Here is a 23792-nt window from a genome sequence, read left to right as displayed (position 1 = left end):
ACGGTGTCCGCATCCGAGCGACCCACGCTGTGGTTTCCCGACGAGTCCGCGTTCCGGGACTGGCTGTCGGCCAATCACGCGGCGGTGGACGGCATTTGGCTGAAGTTCGCGAAGAAGGGCTCGGCCTACGCCTCACTCGACCATGACGGCGCGCTGCGACAGGCCCTGTGCTTCGGCTGGATCGACGGGCAGGCCAGGAAACTCGACGACGATTTCCTCGTCATGGGATTCACCCCGCGCCGCCCGCGCAGCCGGTGGTCGCAGCGCGATGTGGGGCTGGCGGGCGAACTGATCGAGGCCGGGATCGTGCATCCGGCCGGGCAGGACGAGATCGACCGGGCCAAGGCGGACGGGCGCTGGGACAACGCCGTCGGGCACGACCTGCCGCAGGACTTCCTGGACGCCCTGGCCCGGCACCCGGAGGCCGCCGTGTTCTTCGAGACCCTGCCCATGCCATCGCGGATCGCGGTCGGCTACCACCTGGGCAGCGCGGTGCGGCCCGAGGCTCGGCAGCGGCGGCTGGAGCAGGTGATCGCGAAACTGATCGACGGGAAACCACTGTGACCGAGGGACGGCTGTGACGGGGTTCGAAGGATTGTCGTGTTCGGCTGCGGCACTGGAGGTTCCCCTACCCGGGAGCGCGACCCGCATCACCGGCTGGCTGTGCGTCGAACAGCCCGGGGCGTGGGGGCGCGACGTGATCGGCGACCAGGTGCTCGGACCCGACATCACCCCCGAACTGGCCGCCCGCACCAAGGCGGCGCACGTGCGGCCCACCCTGATCCGGCGGGCGGGGCGGCGGGAATTCACCGGCGTCCGAACGGTTCTGCTCGCCAGTTCGCGGCCCGAGGGGTCGTGGTGCGAACGGCTCGAGATCACCGACCTGCGGGAACTGCTGGACATCGATCTGCATCTGGTCGACGGGCCCGCGCCGGGAATCGGTGCGGCCGTGACGGATCCGCTGGTCCTGGTCTGCGCGCACGGCAAGCGCGACCAGTGCTGCGCGCTGCTGGGGCGCCCCATCGCCGCGAGTCTGTCCGCCGCCCACCCCGAACGGGTGTGGGAGTGCTCCCACACCGGCGGCCACCGCTTCGCCCCGGCGGTCATCGTGCTGCCCACGGGTCTCACTTACGGCCGCCTGGACGAGGATTCGGCGCACGCCATGCTCGCCGCCGCCGACAAGGGCGAGGTCTCGCTCACCGGCCTGCGCGGCCGCAGCTGCTACGGCCCGGTCGAGCAGGTGGCGGAAATAGCGGTCCGCCAGCGTATCGCCGACGCTACGTTCACCCGGGTCACCTCGACCGACGACAGCACCGGCCGGACCGTCGTGTCCGGCGATGTCGACCCGACGGCCGGTATCGACGACCTCATCGTCGCGGCCGCCCCGGCCGATATCGGAAACCCGACCGATCCGGCCACGTTCGCGGGTGCGGCCGTGGTGACGCATCGGGACGGCCGCCGCTGGCTGGTCACCGCCCGCACCGCCGCCTACTCGCCGCGGCAGGCCAGTTGCGGCGCGGCGCCCAAACCCGCCACCGCGGTGGTGCTGGACAGTCTCCGGCAACTCGCCTGAGCGGCAACGGTTCCCGCCCAGGCCGCGCGATCGATTACCAGTGCGTGCCCGGGACCAGGCGGGCGGCGCGGCGCAGGGCGGTGCCGGTGGCGCGGACGGCCGGGGGCACGGTGCGCCGATGGCGTTGCGGGACGATGATTTCCACGTCGGTGGTCTCCGGCTCGGACACGGTCTCGCCCTTGGCGGCGGGGGAGTCGGGGATGGCGCGGTAGTACCGGTGCAGGACCCGCTCCTTGATGCCGGGGGCCACCAGGTTGCCGTATTCGGCGAGGGTGCCGAGCGGGACGTCGATGCGGCGGGGCCGTTCGGTGAGGGCCCGGACGATGAGAGCGGCGGCCCATTCCGGGGACTGGGTGCCGGTGCCCTGATCGCCGCTGGGGGTGATCATGGGGGTGCGGACCAGCGGCATGTGAATGGTGGTGAAAGTGATGTTGCTGGAGCGCATCTCGGCGGCGGTCACCTCGGCGAACTTGTCGAGGGCGGCCTTGCTGGCCAGGTAGGCGGCGAAACGCGGGGTGGCGACCTGCACGCCGGCGCTGGAGATATTGACGATGTGGCCGTCCTTGCGTTCGCGCATGCCGGGCAGCAGGCCCAGGGTCATGCGGACCGCGCCGAAGTAGTTGACGGCCATGGTGCGTTCGAAGTCGTGCATGCGGTCGGTGGAGCGGTGCACGGCCCGGCGGATGGAGCGGCCCGCGTTGTTGACCAGCATGTCGACGTGGCCGTGGGCGGCGAGCACGGTCTCGATGGTCCGGTCGACGGAGTCCTGGTCGGTGACGTCGCACGGGTAGGCGAAGGCGGCGCCGCCCGCGGCGGTGATCTCGTCCACCACGGTGGACAGTTCTTCGGCGCGGCGGGCCAGCAGGATGACGAGCGCGCCCTTCTGCGCGGCGGCGAGGGCGGCCGCCCGGCCGATGCCGGAGGACGCGCCGGTGATCACGACGTGCTTGCCGGTCAGATCGCGGCGGGCGCGCCGACGGGCCAGGTAGCCGTTGTCGGCCGAGGTGTCGGGCCCGGTCGCTCCGCCGCCACCCCTACTCGAATCGCTTCGCGATGCCATATTTCTGCTCCCTTGCAGGTGGAATTGCCTCGAACTTACTCCAAAGTAAGTTACCGCGCCACGGTCATCTGGCGTGCCGCCGTAGAGACCGATCGGTTTCGAATGTATGTTCGATACTCGAGACCGGTCGGATTGCGGAGGAGGTGGGCCGATGGGATGGGGCAACGGCCCGCCGACATGGGCGGAGCTGGAACGGGTGCTGTCCGGGCGACCCGATCCCACGCGCAAACAGGTCGAGGGCGACGGCGGCGACAGCCCGGCCTGGTCGCGGAAACGCGAGAAGTACGAGGCCGGGGACATCGAGCGGGCCGCCCGGTCCACGGTGCCCTACGCCGAACTGCACACCCACTCCGCCTACAGCTTCCTCGACGGGGCCAGCCAGCCCGAGGAACTGGTGGAGGAGGCGGTGCGGCTCGGGCTGGAAGCCCTCGCGCTCACCGACCACGACGGGTTCTACGGGGTGGTCCGGTTCGCCGAGGCGGCCCGGGAATGGCGGATGCCGACCATCTTCGGCGCCGAACTGTCCATCGGCACCGCCGCCCGCGCCGGAGCGCATCTCGCGCCGCGCGGACGCGGCCCGGGCTCCCGGCGGCGCGGCCGCGAAAACGACGCGGACGCACTGAATTCCGAACCCCGCACCGGCACCCCCGACCCCGCCGGACCACATCTGCTGGTGCTGGCACGCGGGCAGGAGGGCTACCGGCGGCTGTCGCGGGAGATGGCCGCCGCGCACATGGCGGCGGGGGAGAAGGGCATCCTGCGCTACGACCTGGACCGGCTCACCGAGGCCGCGGGCGGGCACTGGCACATCCTCACCGGCTGCCGGAAAGGCACTGTGCGACAAGCCCTGCAGCAGGGCGACGCGGCGGCCGAGGCGGCGCTGCGCGACCTGATCGCCCGCTTCGGCCGCGACCACGTGAGCGTGGAACTCACCCACCACGGCATCCCCGAGGACGACGAGCGCAATGCCCGGCTGCTCGCCCTCGCCGACCGGGCCGGGCTGCCCGTGATCGCCACCACCGGAGCGCATTTCGCGGCCCCGCCGCACCGCCGCCGGGCCATGGCGCTGGCCGCGGTGCGGGCCCGCTCCAGCCTCGACGACATGGCGGGCTGGCTGGCCCCCACCGGCGGCGCGCACCTGCGCTCCGGCGACGAGATGGCGCGACTGTTCGCGGCCTGCCCGCGGGCCGTGCCCAATGCCGTTGCGCTGGGTCGGGACTGCGCGTTCGACCTGCGGCTGATCGCGCCGCAACTGCCGCCCTTCGACGTGCCCGACGGGCACGACGAGAACTCGTGGCTGCGGGAGCTCACCTTCGCGGGCGCGGCCCGCCGCTACGGTCCGCGCGCCGGGAACGCGCCCGCCTACCGGCAGCTCGAACACGAGCTGAACGTCATCGCCACCCTGAACTTCCCGGGCTACTTCCTGGTCGTGCACGACATCGTCAGCTTCTGCCGCGACAACGACATCCTGTGCCAGGGCCGGGGTTCGGCGGCGAATTCGGCGGTCTGCTACGCCATCGGCATCACCAATGTGGATCCGGTCGCCAACAAGTTGTTGTTCGAACGGTTCCTGTCGCCGGAGCGGGACGGGCCGCCCGATATCGACGTCGACATCGAATCGGATCGGCGCGAGGAGGCCATTCAACACGTCTACGCCAAATACGGGCGCGAGTACGCGGCGCAGGTGGCCAATGTGATCACCTATCGGGGGCGCTCCGCGGTGCGCGATGCCGCACGCGCCCTGGGCTTCTCGACCGGGCAGCAGGACGCCTGGAGCAAACAGGTGAGCCGGTGGACCGGGGTCGCGGGGGAACAGCACACCGACATCCCGGGCGACGTGCTCGCGCTGGCCGGGGAATTGGAGGGGCTGCCCCGGCATCTGGGCATCCACTCCGGCGGCATGGTGATCTGCGACCGGCCCATCGCCGACGTGTGCCCGACCGAATGGGCGCGCATGGCGAATCGCAGTGTTCTGCAATGGGACAAGGACGACTGCGCGTCCGCCGGGCTGGTCAAGTTCGATCTGCTCGGACTCGGCATGCTGTCGGCGCTGCACTACATGATCGACCTGGTGGCCGAGCACAAGGGCCAGACCGTCGAACTGCACCGGCTGGACCTGGGCGAGGACGCCGTCTACGACATGCTGTGCCGCGCCGACTCGGTCGGCGTGTTCCAGGTGGAGTCGCGCGCCCAGATGGCGACCCTGCCGCGATTGCGGCCGCGCAACTTCTACGACCTGGTGGTGGAGGTGGCGCTGATCCGACCCGGGCCGATCCAGGGCGGATCGGTGCACCCCTACATTCGCCGCCGCAACGGGCGGGAGAGACCCGACTACGACCATCCGTCACTGGAGAACGCGCTGGCGCGCACCCTCGGTGTGCCGCTGTTCCAGGAACAGCTCATGCAGATGGCCGTGGACGTCGCCGGATTCACGCCCGCCGAAGCCGATGAGCTGCGCCGCGCCATGGGATCCAAACGCTCCACACAGAAGATGGAGCGGCTGCGGGCCCGCTTCTATCAGGGCATGCGCGACCTGCACGGCATCACCGGGGAAGTGGCCGACCGCATTTACGAGAAGGTGTACGCCTTCGCGAATTTCGGTTTCCCGGAAAGTCATTCGCAGAGTTTCGCCTCGCTGGTGTTCTATTCGGCGTGGTTCAAACTGCATCATCCGGCGGCCTTCTGCGCCGGGCTGCTGCGCGCCCAGCCGATGGGGTTCTATTCGCCGCAGTCGCTGGTCGCCGACGCGCGGCGGCACGGGGTGACGGTGCACGGGCCCGACATCAACCACAGCCTGGCCGAGGCGACCCTGGAGGCGAAGGGGATGGCGATCCGGCTGGGGCTGGCCGCGGTCCGGCACATCGGGACCGAGTTGGCCGAGCAGATCGTGGCCGCCCGGGAACTCGGGCCCTACACCTCGTTCCTGGATCTCACCGGACGCGTGGAACTGACCGTGCCGCAAGCCGAGTCGCTGGCCACCGCGGGCGCGCTGGACAGTCTCGGCGGCACCCGCCGCGAGGCGCTGTGGGCGGCGGGCGCGGCCGCGGGGGAACGGTCCGACCGGCTGCCCGGCACCGGCGCGGCCACCGCGGCCCCCGCCCTGCCCGGTATGAGCGCACTGGAACTGGCCGCCGCCGACGTGTGGGCCACCGGGGTCTCGCCCGGCAGCTACCCGACCGAATTCCTGCGCGAACGGCTCGACGCGCTCGGCGTCGTCCCCGCCGACCGGCTCCTCGACATCCGCGACGGAACCCGGGTGCTGGTCGGCGGCGCGGTCACCCACCGGCAGCGCCCGGCCACCGCGGGCGGTGTCACCTTCCTCAATCTGGAGGACGAGACCGGCATGGTGAACGTGGTCTGCTCGGTCGGCCTGTGGGCCCGCTACCGCCGCCTGGCCACCACCGCCCCCGCCCTGCTCATCCGCGGACGGGTGCAGAACGCGGAGGGCGCGGTCACCATCGTCGCCGACCATCTGCAACGCATGGACCTGCGCATCGAGGGCCGCTCCCGCGACTTCCGCTGAGACCCGGGAGAATCGCTCGCGGGAGCGGGAAGGAGAGCGGCGTGACAGTGGTCCGGGCGACCATCAAACCCGGCAGCAAGAAGGGCCCGCTCGTCGAGATCCTCGACGACGGCGCGCTGCAGCTGTACGTCCGTGCCCCCGCGGTGGAGGGCAAGGCGAACAAGGCCGCCATCGAACTGCTGGCCGCCCACTTCGGCGTCCCCAAGTCCGCGGTCCGCCTCACCGGTGGCGCGACCTCCCGCTTCAAACGTTTCGAGGTCGACGACTAGTCAGACCGCGCCCGGGAATCCCATCTGCCGCCAGGCCTCGTACACCGCGACCGCGGCGGCGTTGGAGAGGTTCATGGAGCGGCGGCCGGGGAGCATGGGGATGCGGAGCTGGTCGGTGACGCGCGGATCGGCGAGCACCTCCTCGGGGAGGCCGGTGGGTTCGGGGCCGAAGAGCAGGACATCGCCGTCGCGGTAGGTGATATCGGTGTTGCGGGTGGTCGCGGCGGCGGTGAAGGCGAAGACCCGTTCGGGGGCGATGGCCTCCCATGCGGCGGCGAGACTCTCGTGCACGGTGACGACGGCCAGGTCGTGGTAGTCCAACCCGGCCCGGCGTAGCTTCGGCTCGGATAGGTCGAAGCCGAGCGGTTCGATCAGGTGCAGTGCGCAGCCGGTGCCGGCGGCCAATCGGATGGCGTTGCCGGTATTGGGCGGGATGCGGGGTTCGAAGAACACGAGATGGAACACGGGATCCAGCATTGCAGAGCGGCGGTTAAGCTCGTGCGGTGAGTCCAGCCCATGCCGCACCCCAGAGTCGCAGCAGTCGTGCGGGGGAGTTCGCCCGCGAGAATCTGCCCATGCTGCTGGTGGGCGCGGTGCTGGTGGTGGCCGTGGTCTTCCTGGCCTGGGATCGCTGGCGGCGCGGAACGTTCTTCTTCGGCGGCGCGACGCTGCTCGCGGCGGCGTTGCGGCTGACGCTGCCCACCGATCGGGTGGGTCTGCTCGCGGTGCGCAGCAAGGGTTTCGATGTGGTCTGGCTGACCGTGCTGGGTGTCGCGATCATCGTGCTGGCGGCGACCATCAGCAGTCTCGGCGTCACGTAGCCGGAGCCGGGGGGCCTCGCGGGTCGCGGGGCCGGGGCCGCGACCGGAGTCGCGGCGCTGGAAAAGATGAGCGAGATTTTCTGCCGCCGGGGCGAACCGGCGGCGCTGGGGGATAGCTAGACCGAGGTCATGCGGCGGCCGAGTTCACGCCGCAGCACTTCCTGGTCCGGGAGTCTGTGTAGGACACGGAGTATGGCCGGGCGAAGTTCTCGCTGCTCGTCATCGGAGAGCAGATCGACGAGATCGCGGAGATCCATGTCATCGAATGCGGCGGTCATGCCGAATACATTACGGCTGAAATGCCCGCGGCACACGTATTCCGGAGCACCGGTTACGGAGGCGTCATGCGCGCGAAACCGAAAGCGCGTCAGGACAATTCGCTGGAAACAGGCGCGATACGTCGCGTAACGTGCCGTCGGCTGTGGCAGCGGCCGGGCAGCGGACATACGGCATTCGGGCAGCGGCGACACCCCATTCGGGCAGCGGCGACACCGGCGCGAAGGCAGCGGTGGCGCCGCCGTTCGGGCAGCGTCGGCTCAGTGACCCGACACGCGCTGGGCGCGGGCCAGTTCCATGGTCTCCAGCATGAGTTTGCCGACCGCCTCGGTCTCGGTCAGGAACCCGTCGTGCCCGTCCTTGGAGTGGATGACCTCGAGCCCCTTGGAACCGGGCAGCAGATCGGCCAGCTCCTGCTGGGTGCGCAGCGGGTAGAGCCGGTCCGAGTCCACCCCGCCGATCACGCACGGCACCGGCGTCGAGGCCAGCGCCGCCGCGACGCCGCCGCGGCCGCGACCCACGTCGTAGCGGTTCATGGCCTCGGTGAGCAGCACGTAGGTGGCCGGATCGAAACGCGCGATCAGCTTGTCCGCCTGGTACTCCAGGTAGCTCTGCACCGCGTAGCGGCCGCCCGCGCGCGGATCCTCGTCGCCCTGGCCGTGGTTCTCGAAGCGGTGGTCGAGCTCGCCCTCGGTGCGGTAGGTCAGGTGCGCGATGCGGCGGGCGATGCCCATGCCGGTCATGGGCGCGCGCCCGGTGCCGTGGTAGTCGCCGCCCTGCCAGTCCGGATCGGCCTTGATGGCGGCGATCTGGGTGGTCTGGGTGCCGATCTGGTCGGCGGTGGCGCGCGCGCCGACCGCCAGCACCAGGGCCGCGCCGACCCGTTCGGGCCGGCCGATCATCCACTCCAGCACCCGCATGCCGCCCATCGAGCCGCCGATCACGGCGGCCAGGCGGTCGATGCCGAGCAGGTCGAACAGCTTGGCCTCGGCGGTCACCTGGTCGCGGATGGACAGCGCGGGAAACCGGGTGCCCCACGGCTTCCCGTCCGGGGCCAGCGAGGCCGGGCCGGTGCTGCCCTTGCAGCCGCCGAGCACATTGGTGGCGATGACGCACCATTCGCGGGTGTCCACGGGCGCGCCGGGGCCGACGATGCCGTCCCACCAGCCGGCCTGGTTGTGGTGCACGTCGGCGGGGCCCACCACATGCGAGTCGCCGGTCAGCGCGTGCTCCACGAGCACCACGTTGTCCGCATTCGCCGATAGTTCGCCCCACCGCTGGACGGCCAGCGTCGCGTCGGGGACCACGGCCCCGCTCTCGAGTTCCACATCGCCGATGGCGATGCTCCCGAGTGTCCCGTCGGGCGGCGGCAGCAACAGCTCCGCCGCGTGCCGGGACGCTCGCGATTCGATGTTCACGGTCAACTTGCCGCCGCCGTCAGTCCGGCACGCAGATCCGCCAGGATGTCGGCGATGCCCTCGATGCCCACGGCCAACCGCACCAGACCAGGCGTGACGCCGGAAGCCAGCTGCTCGGCCGGGGTCAGCTGGGAATGCGTGGTGGATGCCGGGTGGATGACGAGCGAGCGCACATCCCCGATGTTAGCGACATGGCTGTGGAGCACCAGCGCCTCCACGAACTTCTTGCCCGCGTCGACCCCGCCGGCCAGCTCGAAGGAGACGATGGCGCCCACGCCCTTCGGCGCCAGCTGTTTGCCCCGCTCGAACCAGGGCGAGGTGGGAAGTCCGGCGTAGTAGACCTTCTCGACGCCGGGCTGCCCGGCGAGGAACTCGGCCACCGCCTGCGCGTTGGCCACGTGCCGCTCGATGCGCAGACTCAGCGTCTCGAGACCCTGCGCGATGAGGAACGCGTTGAACGGCGACACCGCCGCGCCCAGGTCGCGCAGCAGCTGCACGCGGGCCTTGAGCGCGAAGGCCGGAGCGCCGAGGTCGGCGAAGACCGCGCCGTGGTAGCTCGGGTCGGGGGTGGTGAAGCCGGGGAAGCGGGATTCGCCCGCCTCGTTCCGCACCGTCCAGTCGAAGGAGCCGCCGTCGACGATCACGCCGGCGACCGCCGAACCGTGTCCGCCCAGGTACTTGGTGGCCGAGTGCACCACGATGTCCGCGCCCAGCGCCAGCGGCTGGATCAGGTACGGGGTGGCGACGGTGTTGTCGACGATGAGCGGCACCCCGGCGGCGTGCGCGACCTCGGCGATGCCCGGAATGTCGAGGACCGAGCTGCTCGGGTTGGCGACGGTCTCGCCGTAGAACGCCTTGGTGTTGGGCCGCACCGCCGCGCGCCACTGCTCGAGATCGTCCGGGTCCTCGACGAAGCTGACCTGGATGCCCAGCTTGGGCAGCGAGTAGTGCAGCAGGTTGTAGGTGCCGCCGTACAGGTGCGGGCTGGCCACGATGTGGTCCCCGGCCTCGGCGAGATTCAGGATCGCGTAGGTCTCCGCGGCCTGCCCGGAGGCCAGCAGCAGTGCGGCCACACCGCCTTCGAGGGCGGCGATGCGCTGTTCCACCGCGTCCTGGGTGGGGTTCATGATGCGGGTGTAGATATTGCCCGGCTCGGCGAGTCCGAACAGCGCGGCGGCGTGGTCGGTGTCGCGGAACGCGTAGGACGTGGTCTGGTAGATGGGCAGGGCGCGGGCTCCGGTGGCGGAATCGGGAGCCTGGCCGGCGTGAATCTGCTTGGTCTCGAAGGACCAGTTGGCCGGATCCAGGGTGCCGTCAGCGGGGACGGCCGCGGGCGCGGTCGAGTCACTCATGTGTTCTGCTCCAAAAACAAGGTCGCCGAATGGCGGAAGTTTGACGTTATCGAGAAGCGAATGGGCTTCGACAACAACACATTTCGGTAGACCTCCTAGTTGCGCTTGCGTTCGGCCCTCGAACGCCCGGTCTGCACCCGGAGCACCCCACCGCAGCTGGAGGGTTGCCGATCAGCAAGCCGGGGCCTTAACGCTGATGCTCTTGACCTAATGCGGGATTCTAGCGGCCGTCCGGCCCGATCTACGCAGTGGGGTTTGTCGCATTCTCGGCGGCATTTCCCCCGTTTGCGGGGGGAAATGGCGTTGTCGCACCACAACAGACCCGCCGGAATTCGTCGAATGCCGTCTGGACGCTGTCGGCGAGCATGCGGGCGGTGGTGACGGTGGTGCAGTCCGGGAACTCGTCGCTGTCCTCGAACTCGCATTCCATGCCGACCCGCACGATGCCGTGCCAGGTGGTGGCGATGAGCCGCACGGTCAGGTGGTCCTCGGGCAGTCCCAGGCGTTCGGCCAGCACCTCGGACATGGCCCGGGTCTTGGTGTCGGCCGATTCCATGCTGAGCGCGCGGACGGCGACGCTGTCGCGGGTGATGCGCTGCATCTGCTGGAACCAGCGGAAGGGCACGGGCGCGTCGGAGTCGATGATCTGGTCCACGACCGCCAGGAACGCGCCGAGCAGCGCTTCCATCTCGTCGCCGGTGACGGGCTGGGCGCGCAGCTGGTCGGCGAGGGCCTGTCCCCACCCCTCGATGGGGGCGATGACGATGGCTTCCTTGCTGTCGAAGTACCGGTTCACGGTGCGCGGGGAGACGTCGGCGGCATCGGCTATCTGCTCGACGGTGGTGGCGTCGAATCCCTGTTCGTCGCACAACCGCAGGGCGACGTCGATGATCCGGTTCCGGGTCTGCTGCTTCTTGCGCTCACGCAGGCCGGGGCGGTGACGCGAGATCACACCGATGTGACTTGACAACTCCGACATGCCTCCATCGTAGGTCCTTGATGCGTTTTCCTGTCCCAGTATGACAACTGTCGCGCTGCGACATTTTTCCCTTGACGCCAATTGTCGGTGGGGGTCACTATGGTGAAAGGTGCCTTCGAACTCCAGAGGAGAGGCTCATGACCGTAGCGACGGACGCTCTCGGTATAGACGAAAAAGCAAGTCCCGCAAAAGATTCCAGGCGTTGGTGGGCGCTGGGCGTGATCGCCATGGCGCAGCTGATGGTGGTCCTGGACGCCACGATCGTCACCATCGCCATGCCGTTCGCGCAGCAGGATCTGCACATCAGCGACGGTGACAAGCAGTGGATCTTCACCGCGTACACCCTCATCTTCGGCGGCCTGCTGCTGCTCGGCGGCCGCCTCGCCGACTACCTGGGCCGTCGGCGGATCCTCATGGTCGGCCTGATCGGCTTCGCCGCGGCCTCCGCGCTGGCCGGACTCGCCCAGAACCAGGCCGAACTCTTCGCGGGCCGCGCGCTGCAGGGCGCGTTCGGCGCGCTGCTGGCCCCGGCGGCGCTGTCGCTGGTGTCGGTGACGTTCACCGAGGCCAAGGAACGGGCCCGGGCCTTCGGCGTGTTCGCCGGTGTGTCGGCGGCGGGCGCCGCGCTCGGCCTGATCGCCGGTGGCGCGCTCGTCGAATACGCGAACTGGCGCTGGTCGCTGCTGGTGAACACCCCGGTCGCACTGCTGGCCCTGGTCGGCGCGTTCGCCTTCGTGGTCAAGGACGTGCCCGCACCCCGAACCGGCGGCTACGACCTGCCCGGCGCGGTTACGGTCACCCTCGGCCTGATCTCGATCGTGTACGGCTTCAGCCGCGCGGCCTCCGACGGCTGGACCGCCTCCACCACGCTGGCCCTGTTCGTGGTGGGTGTGGCGCTGCTGGCGGCATTCGTGGCCATCGAGGCCCGGACCGCGAATCCGCTGCTGCCGCTGCGTATTCCGGGTGAGATCAACCGCGGCGGGTCGTATCTCATCGCGCTGCTGGTGCCGATCGCCATGTTCGCCATGTTCCTGAACCTGAGCTTCTACCTACAGATCGTGGAGCACTACTCGGCGCTGAAGACGGGTGTGGCGTTCCTGCCGTTCCCGGCGGGCATCGTGGTGTCGGCGGGTATCGCCTCGACGGTGCTGCCCAGGATCGGGCCGCGGCCGTTGATGCTGGCGGGTTCGGTGCTGGGCGCGGCGGGCCTGGTGTGGCTGTCGCGGCTGGAGTACGGCGACAGCTACGCCGTCGCCCTGCTGCCCGCCATGATCCTGATCGCGCTCGGCATGGGCTTCCTGTTCGTGTCCATGCAGACCACCGCGCTGCACCAGGTCGACGCCGAGGACTCGGGCGTGGCCAGCGCACTGCTGAACGCCGCCCAGCAGGTGGGTGGTTCCATCGGCACCGCGCTGCTGACCACCATCTCGGTGCAGGTGGCCGAACGGTACGTGCGCAACAACGTGACCGTCGACCACGTGATGGAGCGGGCCTCGATCCACTCCTACAACGTGGCGTTCCTGATCGGCGCGGTCTTCTTCGCGCTGTGTGTTCCGATCGCGGCGTTCATGGTCCGGGACAAGCCGCAGAACCTGCTCGAGGGCGACGAGCACGCCGTCCACGTGGGCGTGTGACCGGCGAAGAAGATATATCCGAGGGTCACGGCGACCCGCGTTCCTGTTCGGCGGGAATGGGGGTTGCCGTGGCCCTCGGCTTTTCGCATGCTGGGAAGTGCGGTAAGTCACCCAAAAAGCTACTTATCGGTAACCGCACTCAATTCCCGCACAGTGGGGGCCGCCCGCGCGGTGAGATCGATAGCAGCAGTACGCTTGTCTTGCTTGACGCCACAGCGTACGTGGACTTGGCACCACAGGTCCCGTGCCAGGAGTCATGCGTATACGTTGTCTGTTGAACAGCTGGGGTCCGCTACAAGCGGTGCTCACCGGCCGTGCAATGGGAGCACCACCTTCCTAGGAGGACACGAAGATCCATGTCCAAGATCAAGGTTGAAGGGACCGTCGTCGAACTCGATGGCGACGAGATGACCCGGATCATCTGGCAGTTCATCAAGGACAAGCTGGTCAATCCGTATCTCGACGTGAACCTCGAGTACTACGACCTCGGCATCGAAGCCCGCGACAAGACCGATGATCAGATCACGATCGACGCCGCGAACGCCATCAAGAAGCATGGCGTCGGCGTCAAGTGCGCGACGATCACCCCCGATGAGGCCCGAGTCGAGGAATTCGGCCTCAAGAAGATGTGGCGGTCGCCGAACGGCACCATCCGCAACATCCTGGGCGGCACGATCTTCCGCGCCCCGATCATCATCTCGAACGTCCCGCGTCTGGTTCCGGGCTGGACCAAGCCGATCATCATCGGCCGTCACGCCTTCGGTGACCAGTACCGCGCCACCGATTTCAAGGTGCACCAGGCGGGCACCGTCACCCTGACCTTCACGCCCGAGGACGGCTCCGAGCCGATCCAGCACGAGGTCGTGCGCATGCCGGAAGACGGCGGCGTGGTCATGGGCATGTACAACTTCCAGGAGTCCATCCGGGACTTCGCGCGGGCCTCGCTGAACTACGGCCTGCAGCAGAACTACCCGGTGTACATGTCGACCAAGAACACCATCCTCAAGGCCTACGACGGCATGTTCAAGGACACCTTCCAGGAGGTGTTCGAGACCGAGTTCAAGGAAGAGTTCGCCGCGGCCGGTCTCACCTACGAGCACCGCCTGATCGACGACATGGTCGCCTCCGCGCTCAAGTGGGAGGGCGGCTACGTCTGGGCCTGCAAGAACTACGACGGCGACGTGCAGTCCGACACCGTGGCGCAGGGCTTCGGCTCGCTGGGTCTGATGACCTCCGTGCTGCTGACCCCGGACGGCCGCACCTGTGAGGCGGAGGCGGCGCACGGCACCGTGACCCGTCACTACCGTCAGCACCAGCAGGGCAAGCCCACCTCCACCAACCCGATCGCCTCGATCTTCGCGTGGACGCGTGGCCTGGCCCACCGCGGCAAGCTGGACAACACCCCCGAGGTCATCGGCTTCGCGCAGACCCTCGAGGACGTCGTCATCAAGACGGTCGAGTCCGGTCAGATGACCAAGGACCTCGCGCTGCTGGTCGGCGGCGACCAGGGCTACCTGACCACCGAGGAGTTCCTCGGCGTGCTGGACGCCAACCTGGCTCGCGAGATTCGCTGAAACCCCCACTCCGGGTGGACGTTCCGACGTCCGAGGAGAGCCGCGCGAACGTGAACAGCGCGAAGCGGTGACGATGGCGGCCGGGACCACAGTCCCGGCCAGAACATCCACCGCGCCCAACGGGCACCTGCCCCCACCGGAACCGGTGGGTGGGCGGGTGCCCGAACTGTTTTCCGGGGGAGGTGCCCGCGGGGTGAGCGGACTCACGGGCGAAGGGGGAAGCGGGACGCCGCGGACGGTGTTGCGCAATTCCATGGCGAACTCTGTATCCGCGACCGACGTGCCCGACGCGGCTTCCGCCGGGACCGCTCCCGCCGGGGGCGGGGCCGTCGTCTCCGGCGAGACTCGACGGTGGCCCGTGGCGGCCATGCTGGCGCTCGCCGCGGGCGGATTCGGCATCGGCACAACCGAGTTCGTGACCATGGGTCTGCTGCCCGATATCGCCGACGCTATGAAGGTGTCGGAACCGACTGCGGGACACATCGTTTCGGCGTACGCGCTGGGCGTGGTGGTGGGCGCACCGGTGATCGCGGCGCTGTGCGCGCGGGTCCCGCGCAAACGACTGTTGATGGCCTTGATGGTGGCGTTCACGCTGGGCAACGCGGCCAGTGTGGTCGCACCGACGTTCGCGACCTTGACTCTCGCGCGGTTCGTTTCGGGTTTGCCGCACGGCGCGTATTTCGGGGTGGCCTCGCTGGCGGCGGCGTCCTTGGCCCCGGTGGGGCAGCGGGCGAAGGCGGTGGCCGCGGTTATGCTGGGATTGAGCGCCGCCAATGTCGTCGGCGTTCCCGCAGCGACCTGGCTGGGCCAGAATCTCGGCTGGCGGGCCGCTTTCGCGGTGGTCGCCGTGATCGGTCTGGCGACGGTGGCCGCGCTCTCCCGGCTCGTGCCCGAGCTGCACGGCATTCGCATGACCGATCCCCGGACCGAACTGACCGCGTTGCGGCGTCCGCAGGTGTTGCTGACCCTGCTGGTCGGCGCGATCGGCTTCGGCGGCATGTTCGCGGTCTACACCTACATCACCACCACTCTCACCGATGTGGCCGGCGTGCGGATCGGCCTGGTGCCGCTGGTGCTGGCCTTGTTCGGGCTGGGCATGGTGGCGGGCAATATCGCGGGCGGCGTGCTGGCCGACCGCGGCGTGGATCGGGCGGTGTTCGTCTCGCTGCTGGCGATGGTGGTGATTCTGGCGGGTTATGTTGCGGCGGCGCACAATCCGTACACGGCGGCGGTCGGGGCGTTCCTGGTCGGCGCGTCGGGCGCGGCGCTGGCTCCGGCCCTGCAGACCCGTCTGATGGATGTCGCCCACGACGCGCAAACCCTCGCCGCCGCACTGAATCACGCGGCCCTCAATATCGCGAACGCCGCGGGTGCGTGGCTGGGCGGCCTGGTGATCGCCGCGGGCCTGGGCTATACCGCCCCGGCGGTGGTCGGCGCCGGGCTGGCGGTGCTGGGCGTGCTGGTCTTCGTGGTGACCGTGTCCCTCGCGCGCCGGCCGGAGCGCCGGTAGCCGGGGATTTCCGGTTCGGCCCCTTCGCCTTCTGAGGTCGCGGGTGGATCATGAATATGGCGCCGAATTACCAGTGGAACGTTTCCTGCACGAAAGGACGGGAACGACATGTCAGAGCAGAACAAAGCCACGGCCAAGCGCATATTCGATGCCTGGAACAACAGGGATCTCGATGTCTTCGATGAAGTGATCGCGGCGGACGCCATCGATCACGATCCACAGAATCCGCACGCGGAGGTGCACGGTCCCGCGGCGCTCAGGCGGCAGGCGGAGATGTACCTCGCCGCGTTCCCCGATACCAGAATGCTGGTCAACGAGCAGTTCGCGGAAGGCGATTTCGTCCTCACCCGGTGGACGGCGTCGGGCACCAACCAGGGCCCGCTGATGGGGATGCCCGCCACCGGCAAGCCGGTCGTCATCGCGGGCATGACCGTCACCCGCTTCCAGACCGACGGCAAGGTCGGCGAGAGCTGGGCGAACTGGGACACGCTCGGGATGTTGCAGCAGCTCGGTGTCATTCCGGCGGCGCAGTCGGCGACGGCCTGATTCGTCCGCTGTCCGGGCGGTGTGGTGCGGCCTGCGGGCCGGATCACACCGCCCCGATCACGTGCGCGCCGGTCTTGCGGTGACCGGCGCGAATGTTGTTTGCTGAAACAGTGCTGGCAATCCGCTCGAGTGTCCAGTAGGGAGCGGTAGCACGCGTTTCGCTGAGCTGACATCGTTCTTCCGAGAAGGGACTTCCCGTCATGCGCGCAGTCAGAACCGCCGTCCTCGCCGCGAGTTTGCTAGCTGGGCTGATCGTGCCCGCTCTCGCCGTGCCCGCCATCGCCTCCGCCGACGCCATCAGTTGTGGCCAGGACCTCAACGGCTGCGCCACGGCGTGCCGGGATCGGATCGGCAACTCCTACATCCGCCTCACCGACTGTGCGATGACCGAAGCGGGCTGGACCTGTTCCGCCTGCATGTACAACTCGCACACCTGAGCGCCCGGCGGCTCTGGGACGACCCGGCAGCGGCCGGGTCAGACCAGGGCGTGTGCCGTGGTGAAGCCCAGCAGCGCCGCGCCCAGACCGGCGACCAGGCTGACCGTCACATTGAGGGCGGCGAACAGGTACGACCGTTCCTCGGTGAGGCGGACGGTCTCGTAGCCGAAGGTGCTGTAGGTGGTGAGCGCGCCGCAGAAGCCGGTGCCGAGCAGGGCGAAGGTGGGGGAGGAGGCGGCCGCGCCGGTGAGCGCGCCCAGGATCAGGCAGCCCGCCAGATTGACGGTGAGGGTGCCCCAGGGGAACACGCTGTCGTGGCGGGTCTGGATGGCGCGGTCGGTGAGGTACCGCACGGGTGCGCCGACCATCGCGCCGAGAATCACCAGCAGCCCGGTCATGCCGCCGCCTTCCGGTAGCCGCCCGCCGCGCGGGTGAGCCGCACCGCGAGCAGGGTGGCCAGGAGCGCGCAGACCAGCGTGGCCGCCAGATAGGTGAATGCCGTTGCGACAGTGCCGGGTTCGAGCAGCGCGCGGGTCTCGTTGGCGTAGGTGGAGAACGTGGTGAACCCGCCGAGGATGCCGACGCCGAGGAACGGCCGCACCAGCGGGTGGGCGGTGCGCAGTTCGGTGACGAGCACCATGAGCACGCCGATCAGGAAGCAGCCCAGCACATTCGTGGCGAAGGTGGCCCACGGGAATCCGTGCGCGGGAGTCGGCCAGATCTGGGCGAGGCCGTAGCGGGCGAGCGCGCCGATCGCGCCGCCGATCGAGATGACGGTCAGGATCGCGCCCTGGGAGTGCGGCAGTTCCTGCCGCTGTTCGGGTCGATGCAGATCGATGTCGGGGTCGACGGGTTCGGCCGCCTGGGCGGTCGCGTCCAGCTCTCGGGTCACACGGGTCTCCTACTCCAGCGCACACGTTCGGTGTTTTCGTGGGGTAGGGACTGTCGTCGGCGGTGTCGCCGCGGTTGTTCCGGTGTCCGGAGCGGCGAGCCCCACCGCCGCATCGCTCAGGGTAACCAGCTCGGGTCGTCACGCGGAACCGAAGTGGGTGACGTCACCGCGTCCACGCCGTCCGGCGGCCGGCGAACCGAGCGCGAACATACACGGGTGTATGTAAGTGTAGGATTTCCGGCATGACCAGCTCCGCCGTCTCGAAGCCGCCGCGCCGCACCCAGGAACAACGCAGCACCGAGACGCGCACGCGATTGCTGGACGCCACCATCGAGTGCCTGGTCGAGTACGGCTACGCCGGAACCACCACGCCGCGGGTGGCCGAGCGCGCGGGTGTCACCCGGGGTGCGCAGGTGCATCACTTCGGTTCCAAGAGTGAGCTGGTCGTCGCCGCGATCAGTCATCTCGCGCAGCGCCGCACCGAGGCGGCCATGAAGGAGATCGGGCGGGTCCGCAGCACGGACGATCCGATCGCCGCGACCCTCGAGGCCATGTGGGAGCTGCATCAGGGCCCGCTGTTCATCGCGGCCATCGAGTTGTGGGTGGCCAGCCGCACCGATCGGGTGCTCGCGGTGGAGATGGAGAAGGTCGAGCCGTTCGTGAACAACGCGGTGCTGATGGCGGTGGCCCAGCTGGTGCCGAACGAGCTGGACCGCAAGAACGTCCGCGACTTCGCCTACACGGCCATGGACACGCTGCGCGGAATCCTGGTCACCAACTTCATCTCCCCCGATCCCGAGCGGGCGCACCGGCGCTGGCTGCGGGCCTCGGCGCAGCTGCGCGTGGCGGCGGAGCCGTTGATGCCCGATTTCCGGGTCGCCGACGAATAGCTGATCGCCCTGTCGAGGGCCTCCATCGCGGTGTGCGGTGGGGGCCCTCGGCGTTGATGGGCGTGCGGCTACCGCATCGGCGGTATGCCGATCGTTACCGCGTCGAACTGCCGATCTTGGATGCCGCACCGAATATCTGGCGGCCCCCTTGCGGCCTTACATACAGCTTTGTATGTTTGTTTTCGTTCCCTTATGTGAGGAGTTCGATGACGAACAAGGTCTACGTCGTCGGCGTCGGCATGACGAAGTTCGAGAAGCCGGGGCGGCGCAAGAACGAGGACGGCAGTGCCTGGGACTACCCGGACATGGCCCGGGAGTCCGGCACCAAGGCGCTCGCGGACGCGGGAATCGACTACCGCGAGGTCGAGCAGGCCTACGTCGGCTACGTCTACGGTGAGTCCACCTCCGGTCAGCGCGCGGTCTACGAGCTGGGCATGACCGGCGTCCCAGTTGTGAACGTGAACAACAACTGTTCCACCGGTTCGACCGCGCTCTACCTTGCGGCGCAGGCGATTCGGGGCGGCCTGGCCGACTGCACGCTGGCGCTGGGCTTCGAGAAGATGCAACCGGGCTCGCTCGGTTCCACCTGGGACGACCGCGAACAGCCCATGGCGCGCCACATCATGGCGCTGGCGGAGATCTCCGAGGTGCTGTTCCCGGTGGCCCCGTGGATGTTCGGCGCGGCCGGGCGTGAGCACATGGCGAAGTACGGCACCACCGCCGAGCATTTCGCCAAGATCGGCTACAAGAACCACAAGCACTCGGTGCACAACCCGTATTCGCAGTTCCAGGACGAGTATTCGCTCGACGACATCCTGGGCTCGCGAATGATCTACGACCCGCTCACCAAGCTGCAGTGCTCGCCGACGTCGGACGGTTCGGGCGCGGTGATTCTGGCGAGCGAGGACTTCGTGGACCGCCACGACCTGTCGCGGCAGGCTGTGGAGATCGTCGGCCAGGCCATGACCACCGACTTCGGCACCACCTTCGACGGCAGCGCCAAGAACCTCATCGGCTACGACATGAATGTGCAGGCGGCCGAGAAGGTCTACGCGCAAGCCGGTCTCGGTCCCGAGGACTTCCAGGTCATCGAGCTGCACGACTGCTTCTCCGCCAATGAGCTGCTGCTCTACGAGGCGCTGGGGCTGGCGAAGGAGGGCGAGGCCGGTCATCTCCTCGACTCCGGCGCGACCACCTACGGCGGCAAGTGGGTGGTGAACCCGTCCGGCGGCCTGATCTCCAAGGGGCACCCGCTGGGCGCGACCGGTCTGGCGCAGTGCAGCGAGCTCACCTGGCAGCTGCGCGGTACCGCCGACCAGCGTCAGGTCGACAACGTGACCGCCGCCCTGCAGCACAACATCGGGCTCGGCGGCGCGGCCGTCGTCACCGCCTACCAGCGCGCCGAGCGCTGATCACCTGACTCGACGAGGAGCGAAACATCATGGGACACATCGAAGCCGGTAAGAACCTCAGCGCGACCCCGGATGCCCTGTGGGCGGTGGTCTCGGATCCGCAGACCTGGGACAAGTGGTTCTCCATCCACGAGCGCTGGATGGAAGAGCCGCCCGCCGTGCTCGCGCCCGGCGCGAAGCTGACCGCCAAGATCCTCATGCTCGGCATGGCCAACAAGATCGAGTGGGTGGTGGAGAGCGTCGAGACCCCGAACAAGCTGGTGCTCAGCGGCACCGGCATGGCCGGGGTGAAGGTGCAGTTCTCGTTCGACATCACCCCCGAGGGCAGCGGCAGCAAGTTCTCCGTCGCCGGCGACTTCGAGGGCGCGCTGATCAAGGGCGCGCTGGGCAAAGCGGTCGAGAAGGACGGCCTGAACCAGCTGGACAAGACGTTGACCGCCCTCGACGCGCTGGCGACGGCGGCCTGAAATGGCTTCGGAGACAGTAGAATTCGATGAGTCAGGGCTGAACACCTGGTCCGACGAGGAGTCCTTCGAGGTCACCCGGGAGTGCATCGCCGAATACGCGGCCGCCACCAACGATCCCATCGCCGCGCACCTGAAAGGCGATGTGGCCCCGCCGGTCTTCGCCATCGTCCCGGTGTTCGACGCCATGATGGCCCCGGTCATCGACGTGGCTCCGATGAACATCTTCGGGCGGGTGGTGCACGGGGAGCAGGACTTCCACTTCCATCGCCCGATCCGGCCCGGCGATCGGCTGGTCGCCCGGGCTCGCGCCATCGGTTTCGAGGGCAAGGACAACGGGTCCACCATCACCATCCACATCGAAACCCGTTCCGATGCCGGGGAACTGGTCAACGAGCAGTATCTGACCGCGTTCTTCCGGAATGTCGACGCGGGCAGGCAGGTCGGCGCGGCCGCTCCGGCGCACCGCTTCGATGCCGAGCTGGCCGAGCGGCCGCCGCTGGCGACGGTCGCGGCGCACGTGGACGCGGACCAGACCTACCGCTACGCACCGGCTTCGGGTGATCCGGTGCCGCTGCACCTGGATGACCAGGTGGCCAAGGACGCCGGTCTGCCCGGCATCATCGCGCACGGCCTGTGCACCATGGCGATGTCGTCGTGGGGTGTGCTGTCGCAGGTGGCGGGTTCGGATGTGGCGAAGCTGCGCCGGTACGCGGTGCGGTTCTCCAAGATGGTCTTCCCGAACGACGACCTGGAGACGCGGATCTGGAAGGTCGGTTCCGCCGACGGCATCACCACTTACGCCTTTCGCACCGTGCGCGGCGACGACACCGTCCTGAGCGACGGACTCGCCGAGATCGCCGACTGATCGAGAACTGAGGAGACATTCATGGGCGCACTCGAGGGACGGGTTGCCATCATCACCGGTGCCGGGCGCGGTATCGGCCGTGAGCACGCGCTGTTGTTCGCCCGGGAGGGCGCGGCGGTCGTGGTGAACGACCTCGGCGGCAGCAATGCCGGTGAGGGGGCCGACGCCGGCCCGGCGCAGCAGGTGGCCGAGGAGATCATCGCCGCAGGGGGGCGTGCGATCGCCAACACCGACAGCGTGGCGGACTGGCAGGGCGCGAAGAGCCTGGTGGATCAGGCGGTGTCGGAGTTCGGGCGGCTCGATGTCGTGGTGAACAACGCGGGCATCCTGCGCGACGCCTTCGTCGCGGGAATGGAGGAGTCGCAGTGGGATTCGGTGCTGGCCGTGCACCTCAAGGGGCACGCGGCGGTGCTGCGGCACGCGGCCGGGTACTGGAAGGAACAGTCCAAGGCGGGTAATCAGCCCGCGGCCGCGGTCATCAACACCGCCTCCGCGTCGGGCACCACGATTCCCAATGCGGGGCAGGCGAATTACGGGGCGGCCAAGGCGGGGATCGCGGCGCTCACCCTGGTGGCGGCCGACGAGCTGGCCCGCTACGGCGTGCGCGTGAACGCCATCGCGCCGATCGCCCGGACCCGGCTCACCCTGGCCACCCCCGGTATGGGCGAGATGATGGCGGCGCAGCAGGCGGGCCTGGAGGAGGGCGAGTTCGACGCCTTCAGCCCGGCCAATATCTCCCCGCTGGTGGCGTATCTGGCCACCGAGAAGTGCCCGATCACCGGCAAGGTGTTCGCGGTGCAGGGCGGCGCCATCTCGGAGCTGGCGGGCTGGCACGACGTGAAGACCATCGAGACCGAGGGCCCGTGGGCCATCGACGATATCGCGGGGCGACTGCCGTGATCAGGAAGGCGGACAACGATGTTCGAATGGTCCGAGACCGATGAGCTGATCCGCGACGCGGTGCGCGGCTTCATCACCAAGGAGGTGCGGCCGCATCTCGACGCCCTCGACAGCGGCGAGATGCTGCCGTACCCGATCATCCGGAAGCTGTTCGGCGAGTTCGGGATCGACGCGCTCGGCGAGGAGGCGATCACCAAACTGCTGGCCCGGCAGCGCAAGCGGGAGGAAGCTCTGGCGGCCGGGGAGCCGCTGCCGGAGAAGAAGGAACGCTCCGGCGACGGCAGCCCCTTCTCCGGGCAGGAATCGATGATGGCGGTGCTGGTCAGCGAGCTGTCCGGGGTGTGCATGGGGCTGGTGAGCGCCATGGGCGTGAGCATCGGCCTGGGCGCGACCACCATCCTCTCGCGCGGCACCCTCGCGCAGAAGGAACGCTGGCTGCCCGATCTGGTGACCATGAGAAAGGTTGCGGCGTGGGCGATCACGGAGCCGGACTCCGGGTCCGATGCGTTCGGCGGCATGAAGACCTACGTCCGCCGCGACGGTGAGGACTACATTCTCAACGGCCAGAAGACCTTCATCACCAACGGCCCCTACGCCGACACCGTGGTCGTCTACGCCAAACTCGACGAGGGCGACGGCGCGGACAAACGGGACCGCAGGGTGCTGACCTTCGTGCTGGACAAGGGCATGGAGGGCTTCACCCAGGGCAAGCCGTTCAAGAAGATGGGCCTGCACGCCTCACCCACCGGCGAATTGTTCTTCGACAATGTCCGGTTGGGCCGGGACCGGCTGCTCGGCGAGACCGAGGAGCACAAGGGCGGCGACGGCCGCGAGAGCGCGCGGTCCAGTTTCACCGCCGAGCGGATCGGCGTGGCCTTCATGGCGCTGGGCATCGTCAACGAATGCCACCGGCTCTGTGTGGATTACGCGAAGACCCGCAAGCTGTGGGGGCAGGAGATCGGCCGTTTCCAGCTGGTGCAGCTCAAGCTGGCCAAGATGGAGGTGGCGCGGATCAATGTGCAGAACATGGTCTTCATGGCCCTGGAACGCAACCGCGCGGGCAAGCCTCCGAGCCTGGCCGAGGCGTCGGCCATGAAGCTGTACTGCGCGGAGGTCGCCACCGACGTGGCCATGGACGCGGTCCAGCTATTCGGCGGCAATGGCTACATGGCCGAATACCACGTCGAACAACTGGCCCGGGACGCCAAGTCGCTGATGATCTACGCCGGCTCCAACGAGATCCAGGTGACCCACGTCGCCAAGGGCCTGCTCGGCCGGTGAACGCAGGACGAGAGCGGTGGGGCCGGCCGGGGCGGCGCGGGCGCCGGGGGGGGGGAGGGGGGGTGGGGGAGGGGGCGGGGGGGCGGGCGGGGCCGCGGGGGGGGGGGGCGCGG

At 68.9% G+C, this 23792-nt stretch carries 23 protein-coding genes, 1 pseudogene and 1 riboswitch; of the genes and pseudogenes, 16 read left to right on the top strand and 8 right to left on the bottom strand.

Going from position 1 to position 23792, the window contains the following annotated elements:
- Positions 1 to 3 precede the first annotated feature (3 nt).
- Entirely contained in the window at positions 4 to 564 is a 561-nt protein-coding gene (locus tag ABZ382_RS35270; RefSeq protein WP_357098266.1) for a YdeI/OmpD-associated family protein, read from the top strand.
- Between the two features lie 13 nt (positions 565 to 577).
- Positions 578 to 1573, top strand: coding sequence for a sucrase ferredoxin (locus ABZ382_RS35265; protein ID WP_357098263.1), 996 nt, complete (start codon positions 578 to 580; stop codon positions 1571 to 1573).
- A 34-nt stretch (positions 1574 to 1607) separates the two neighbouring features.
- Here ABZ382_RS35265 and ABZ382_RS35260 read toward each other — a convergent pair.
- Positions 1608 to 2531 (bottom strand): annotated as a pseudogene (locus tag ABZ382_RS35260) (SDR family NAD(P)-dependent oxidoreductase); the annotation flags it as partial.
- Between the two features lie 253 nt (positions 2532 to 2784).
- Here ABZ382_RS35260 and ABZ382_RS35255 point away from each other — a divergent pair.
- Positions 2785 to 6156, top strand: coding sequence for an error-prone DNA polymerase (locus tag ABZ382_RS35255; protein ID WP_357098260.1), 3372 nt, complete (start codon positions 2785 to 2787; stop codon positions 6154 to 6156).
- Between the two features lie 41 nt (positions 6157 to 6197).
- Positions 6198 to 6425: a DUF167 domain-containing protein gene (locus ABZ382_RS35250; RefSeq protein ID WP_357098257.1), complete on the top strand. Its 228-nt coding sequence runs from the start codon at positions 6198 to 6200 to the stop codon at positions 6423 to 6425.
- Here the strand turns inward: ABZ382_RS35250 and ABZ382_RS35245 are convergent, their stop codons facing one another.
- The gene (locus tag ABZ382_RS35245) at positions 6426 to 6890 is read right to left on the bottom strand and encodes a tRNA (cytidine(34)-2'-O)-methyltransferase (RefSeq protein WP_357098254.1); all 465 of its coding nucleotides are present in this window, start codon (positions 6888 to 6890) and stop codon (positions 6426 to 6428) included.
- Between the two features lie 110 nt (positions 6891 to 7000).
- On the opposite strand from ABZ382_RS35245, the gene ABZ382_RS35240 reads away from it, so the two are divergent.
- Positions 7001 to 7246, top strand: coding sequence for a DUF3017 domain-containing protein (locus ABZ382_RS35240; RefSeq protein ID WP_357098372.1), 246 nt, complete (start codon positions 7001 to 7003; stop codon positions 7244 to 7246).
- A gap of 116 nt (positions 7247 to 7362) precedes the next feature.
- Here ABZ382_RS35240 and ABZ382_RS35235 read toward each other — a convergent pair whose 3' ends face one another.
- The 4 genes from ABZ382_RS35235 to ABZ382_RS35220 all read right to left on the bottom strand — a co-directional run bounded on the left by ABZ382_RS35235 (position 7363) and on the right by ABZ382_RS35220 (position 11271).
- On the bottom strand, positions 7363 to 7524 hold the full coding sequence (locus ABZ382_RS35235) for a hypothetical protein (RefSeq protein WP_357098251.1): 162 nt from the start codon (positions 7522 to 7524) through the stop codon (positions 7363 to 7365).
- Positions 7525 to 7782: 258 nt separating this feature from the next.
- Positions 7783 to 8934 (bottom strand): homoserine O-acetyltransferase, encoded by a 1152-nt coding sequence (locus ABZ382_RS35230; RefSeq protein ID WP_357098369.1) that lies wholly within the window; start codon positions 8932 to 8934, stop codon positions 7783 to 7785.
- Positions 8935 to 8942: 8 nt separating this feature from the next.
- Entirely contained in the window at positions 8943 to 10292 is a 1350-nt protein-coding gene (locus ABZ382_RS35225) for a bifunctional o-acetylhomoserine/o-acetylserine sulfhydrylase (protein ID WP_357098248.1), read from the bottom strand.
- A gap of 96 nt (positions 10293 to 10388) precedes the next feature.
- A riboswitch (SAM riboswitch) is annotated at positions 10389 to 10500 on the bottom strand.
- A 33-nt stretch (positions 10501 to 10533) separates the two neighbouring features.
- Positions 10534 to 11271, bottom strand: a complete 738-nt coding sequence (locus ABZ382_RS35220) for a TetR family transcriptional regulator (RefSeq protein WP_357098245.1) — start codon at positions 11269 to 11271, stop codon at positions 10534 to 10536.
- Between the two features lie 137 nt (positions 11272 to 11408).
- Here ABZ382_RS35220 and ABZ382_RS35215 point away from each other — a divergent pair, with 137 nt between their 5' ends.
- The 5 genes from ABZ382_RS35215 to ABZ382_RS35195 all read left to right on the top strand — a co-directional run bounded on the left by ABZ382_RS35215 (position 11409) and on the right by ABZ382_RS35195 (position 16972).
- The gene (locus tag ABZ382_RS35215) at positions 11409 to 12905 is read left to right on the top strand and encodes an MFS transporter (protein WP_357098242.1); all 1497 of its coding nucleotides are present in this window, start codon (positions 11409 to 11411) and stop codon (positions 12903 to 12905) included.
- A gap of 356 nt (positions 12906 to 13261) precedes the next feature.
- Positions 13262 to 14479, top strand: coding sequence for an NADP-dependent isocitrate dehydrogenase (locus ABZ382_RS35210; protein WP_213557881.1), 1218 nt, complete (start codon positions 13262 to 13264; stop codon positions 14477 to 14479).
- A 367-nt stretch (positions 14480 to 14846) separates the two neighbouring features.
- Complete coding sequence (locus ABZ382_RS35205; protein ID WP_357098366.1) at positions 14847 to 15989, top strand: MFS transporter; 1143 nt, start codon at positions 14847 to 14849, stop codon at positions 15987 to 15989.
- Positions 15990 to 16097: 108 nt separating this feature from the next.
- Positions 16098 to 16535: an ester cyclase gene (locus ABZ382_RS35200; protein ID WP_357098238.1), complete on the top strand. Its 438-nt coding sequence runs from the start codon at positions 16098 to 16100 to the stop codon at positions 16533 to 16535.
- Positions 16536 to 16735: 200 nt separating this feature from the next.
- Positions 16736 to 16972: a hypothetical protein gene (locus ABZ382_RS35195; protein ID WP_357098235.1), complete on the top strand. Its 237-nt coding sequence runs from the start codon at positions 16736 to 16738 to the stop codon at positions 16970 to 16972.
- Between the two features lie 38 nt (positions 16973 to 17010).
- Here ABZ382_RS35195 and crcB (ABZ382_RS35190) read toward each other — a convergent pair whose 3' ends face one another.
- A complete protein-coding gene (crcB, locus tag ABZ382_RS35190; protein WP_357098232.1) occupies positions 17011 to 17370 on the bottom strand; it encodes a fluoride efflux transporter CrcB in 360 nt (119 codons plus the stop codon).
- The gene (crcB, locus tag ABZ382_RS35185) at positions 17367 to 17864 is read right to left on the bottom strand and encodes a fluoride efflux transporter CrcB (RefSeq protein ID WP_357098229.1); all 498 of its coding nucleotides are present in this window, start codon (positions 17862 to 17864) and stop codon (positions 17367 to 17369) included. The genes crcB (ABZ382_RS35190) and crcB (ABZ382_RS35185) overlap by 4 nt, the downstream gene beginning before the upstream one ends.
- 242 nt (positions 17865 to 18106) lie before the next feature.
- Between crcB (ABZ382_RS35185) and ABZ382_RS35180 the strand changes: the two genes are divergently transcribed.
- The 6 genes from ABZ382_RS35180 to ABZ382_RS35155 all read left to right on the top strand — a co-directional run bounded on the left by ABZ382_RS35180 (position 18107) and on the right by ABZ382_RS35155 (position 23679).
- Entirely contained in the window at positions 18107 to 18754 is a 648-nt protein-coding gene (locus tag ABZ382_RS35180) for a TetR/AcrR family transcriptional regulator (RefSeq protein ID WP_357098226.1), read from the top strand.
- Between the two features lie 206 nt (positions 18755 to 18960).
- Entirely contained in the window at positions 18961 to 20166 is a 1206-nt protein-coding gene (locus ABZ382_RS35175; protein ID WP_357098223.1) for a lipid-transfer protein, read from the top strand.
- Positions 20167 to 20195: 29 nt separating this feature from the next.
- A complete protein-coding gene (locus ABZ382_RS35170; protein ID WP_357098220.1) occupies positions 20196 to 20633 on the top strand; it encodes an SRPBCC family protein in 438 nt (145 codons plus the stop codon).
- 1 nt (position 20634) lies between these two features.
- Positions 20635 to 21498: a MaoC/PaaZ C-terminal domain-containing protein gene (locus tag ABZ382_RS35165; protein WP_357098217.1), complete on the top strand. Its 864-nt coding sequence runs from the start codon at positions 20635 to 20637 to the stop codon at positions 21496 to 21498.
- Positions 21499 to 21519: 21 nt separating this feature from the next.
- The gene (locus ABZ382_RS35160) at positions 21520 to 22398 is read left to right on the top strand and encodes an SDR family oxidoreductase (protein WP_357098214.1); all 879 of its coding nucleotides are present in this window, start codon (positions 21520 to 21522) and stop codon (positions 22396 to 22398) included.
- Positions 22399 to 22416: 18 nt separating this feature from the next.
- Positions 22417 to 23679, top strand: coding sequence for an acyl-CoA dehydrogenase family protein (locus ABZ382_RS35155; RefSeq protein WP_357098211.1), 1263 nt, complete (start codon positions 22417 to 22419; stop codon positions 23677 to 23679).
- The last annotated feature ends 113 nt before the right edge of the window (positions 23680 to 23792 follow it).

This window comes from Nocardia sp. NPDC005825 (assembly GCF_040630175.1).
Taxonomy (GTDB): Bacteria; Actinomycetota; Actinomycetes; order Mycobacteriales; family Mycobacteriaceae; genus Nocardia.
Note: the sequence above shows the minus strand (reverse complement) of the source record. Positions and strands in the feature narration are given on the sequence as shown.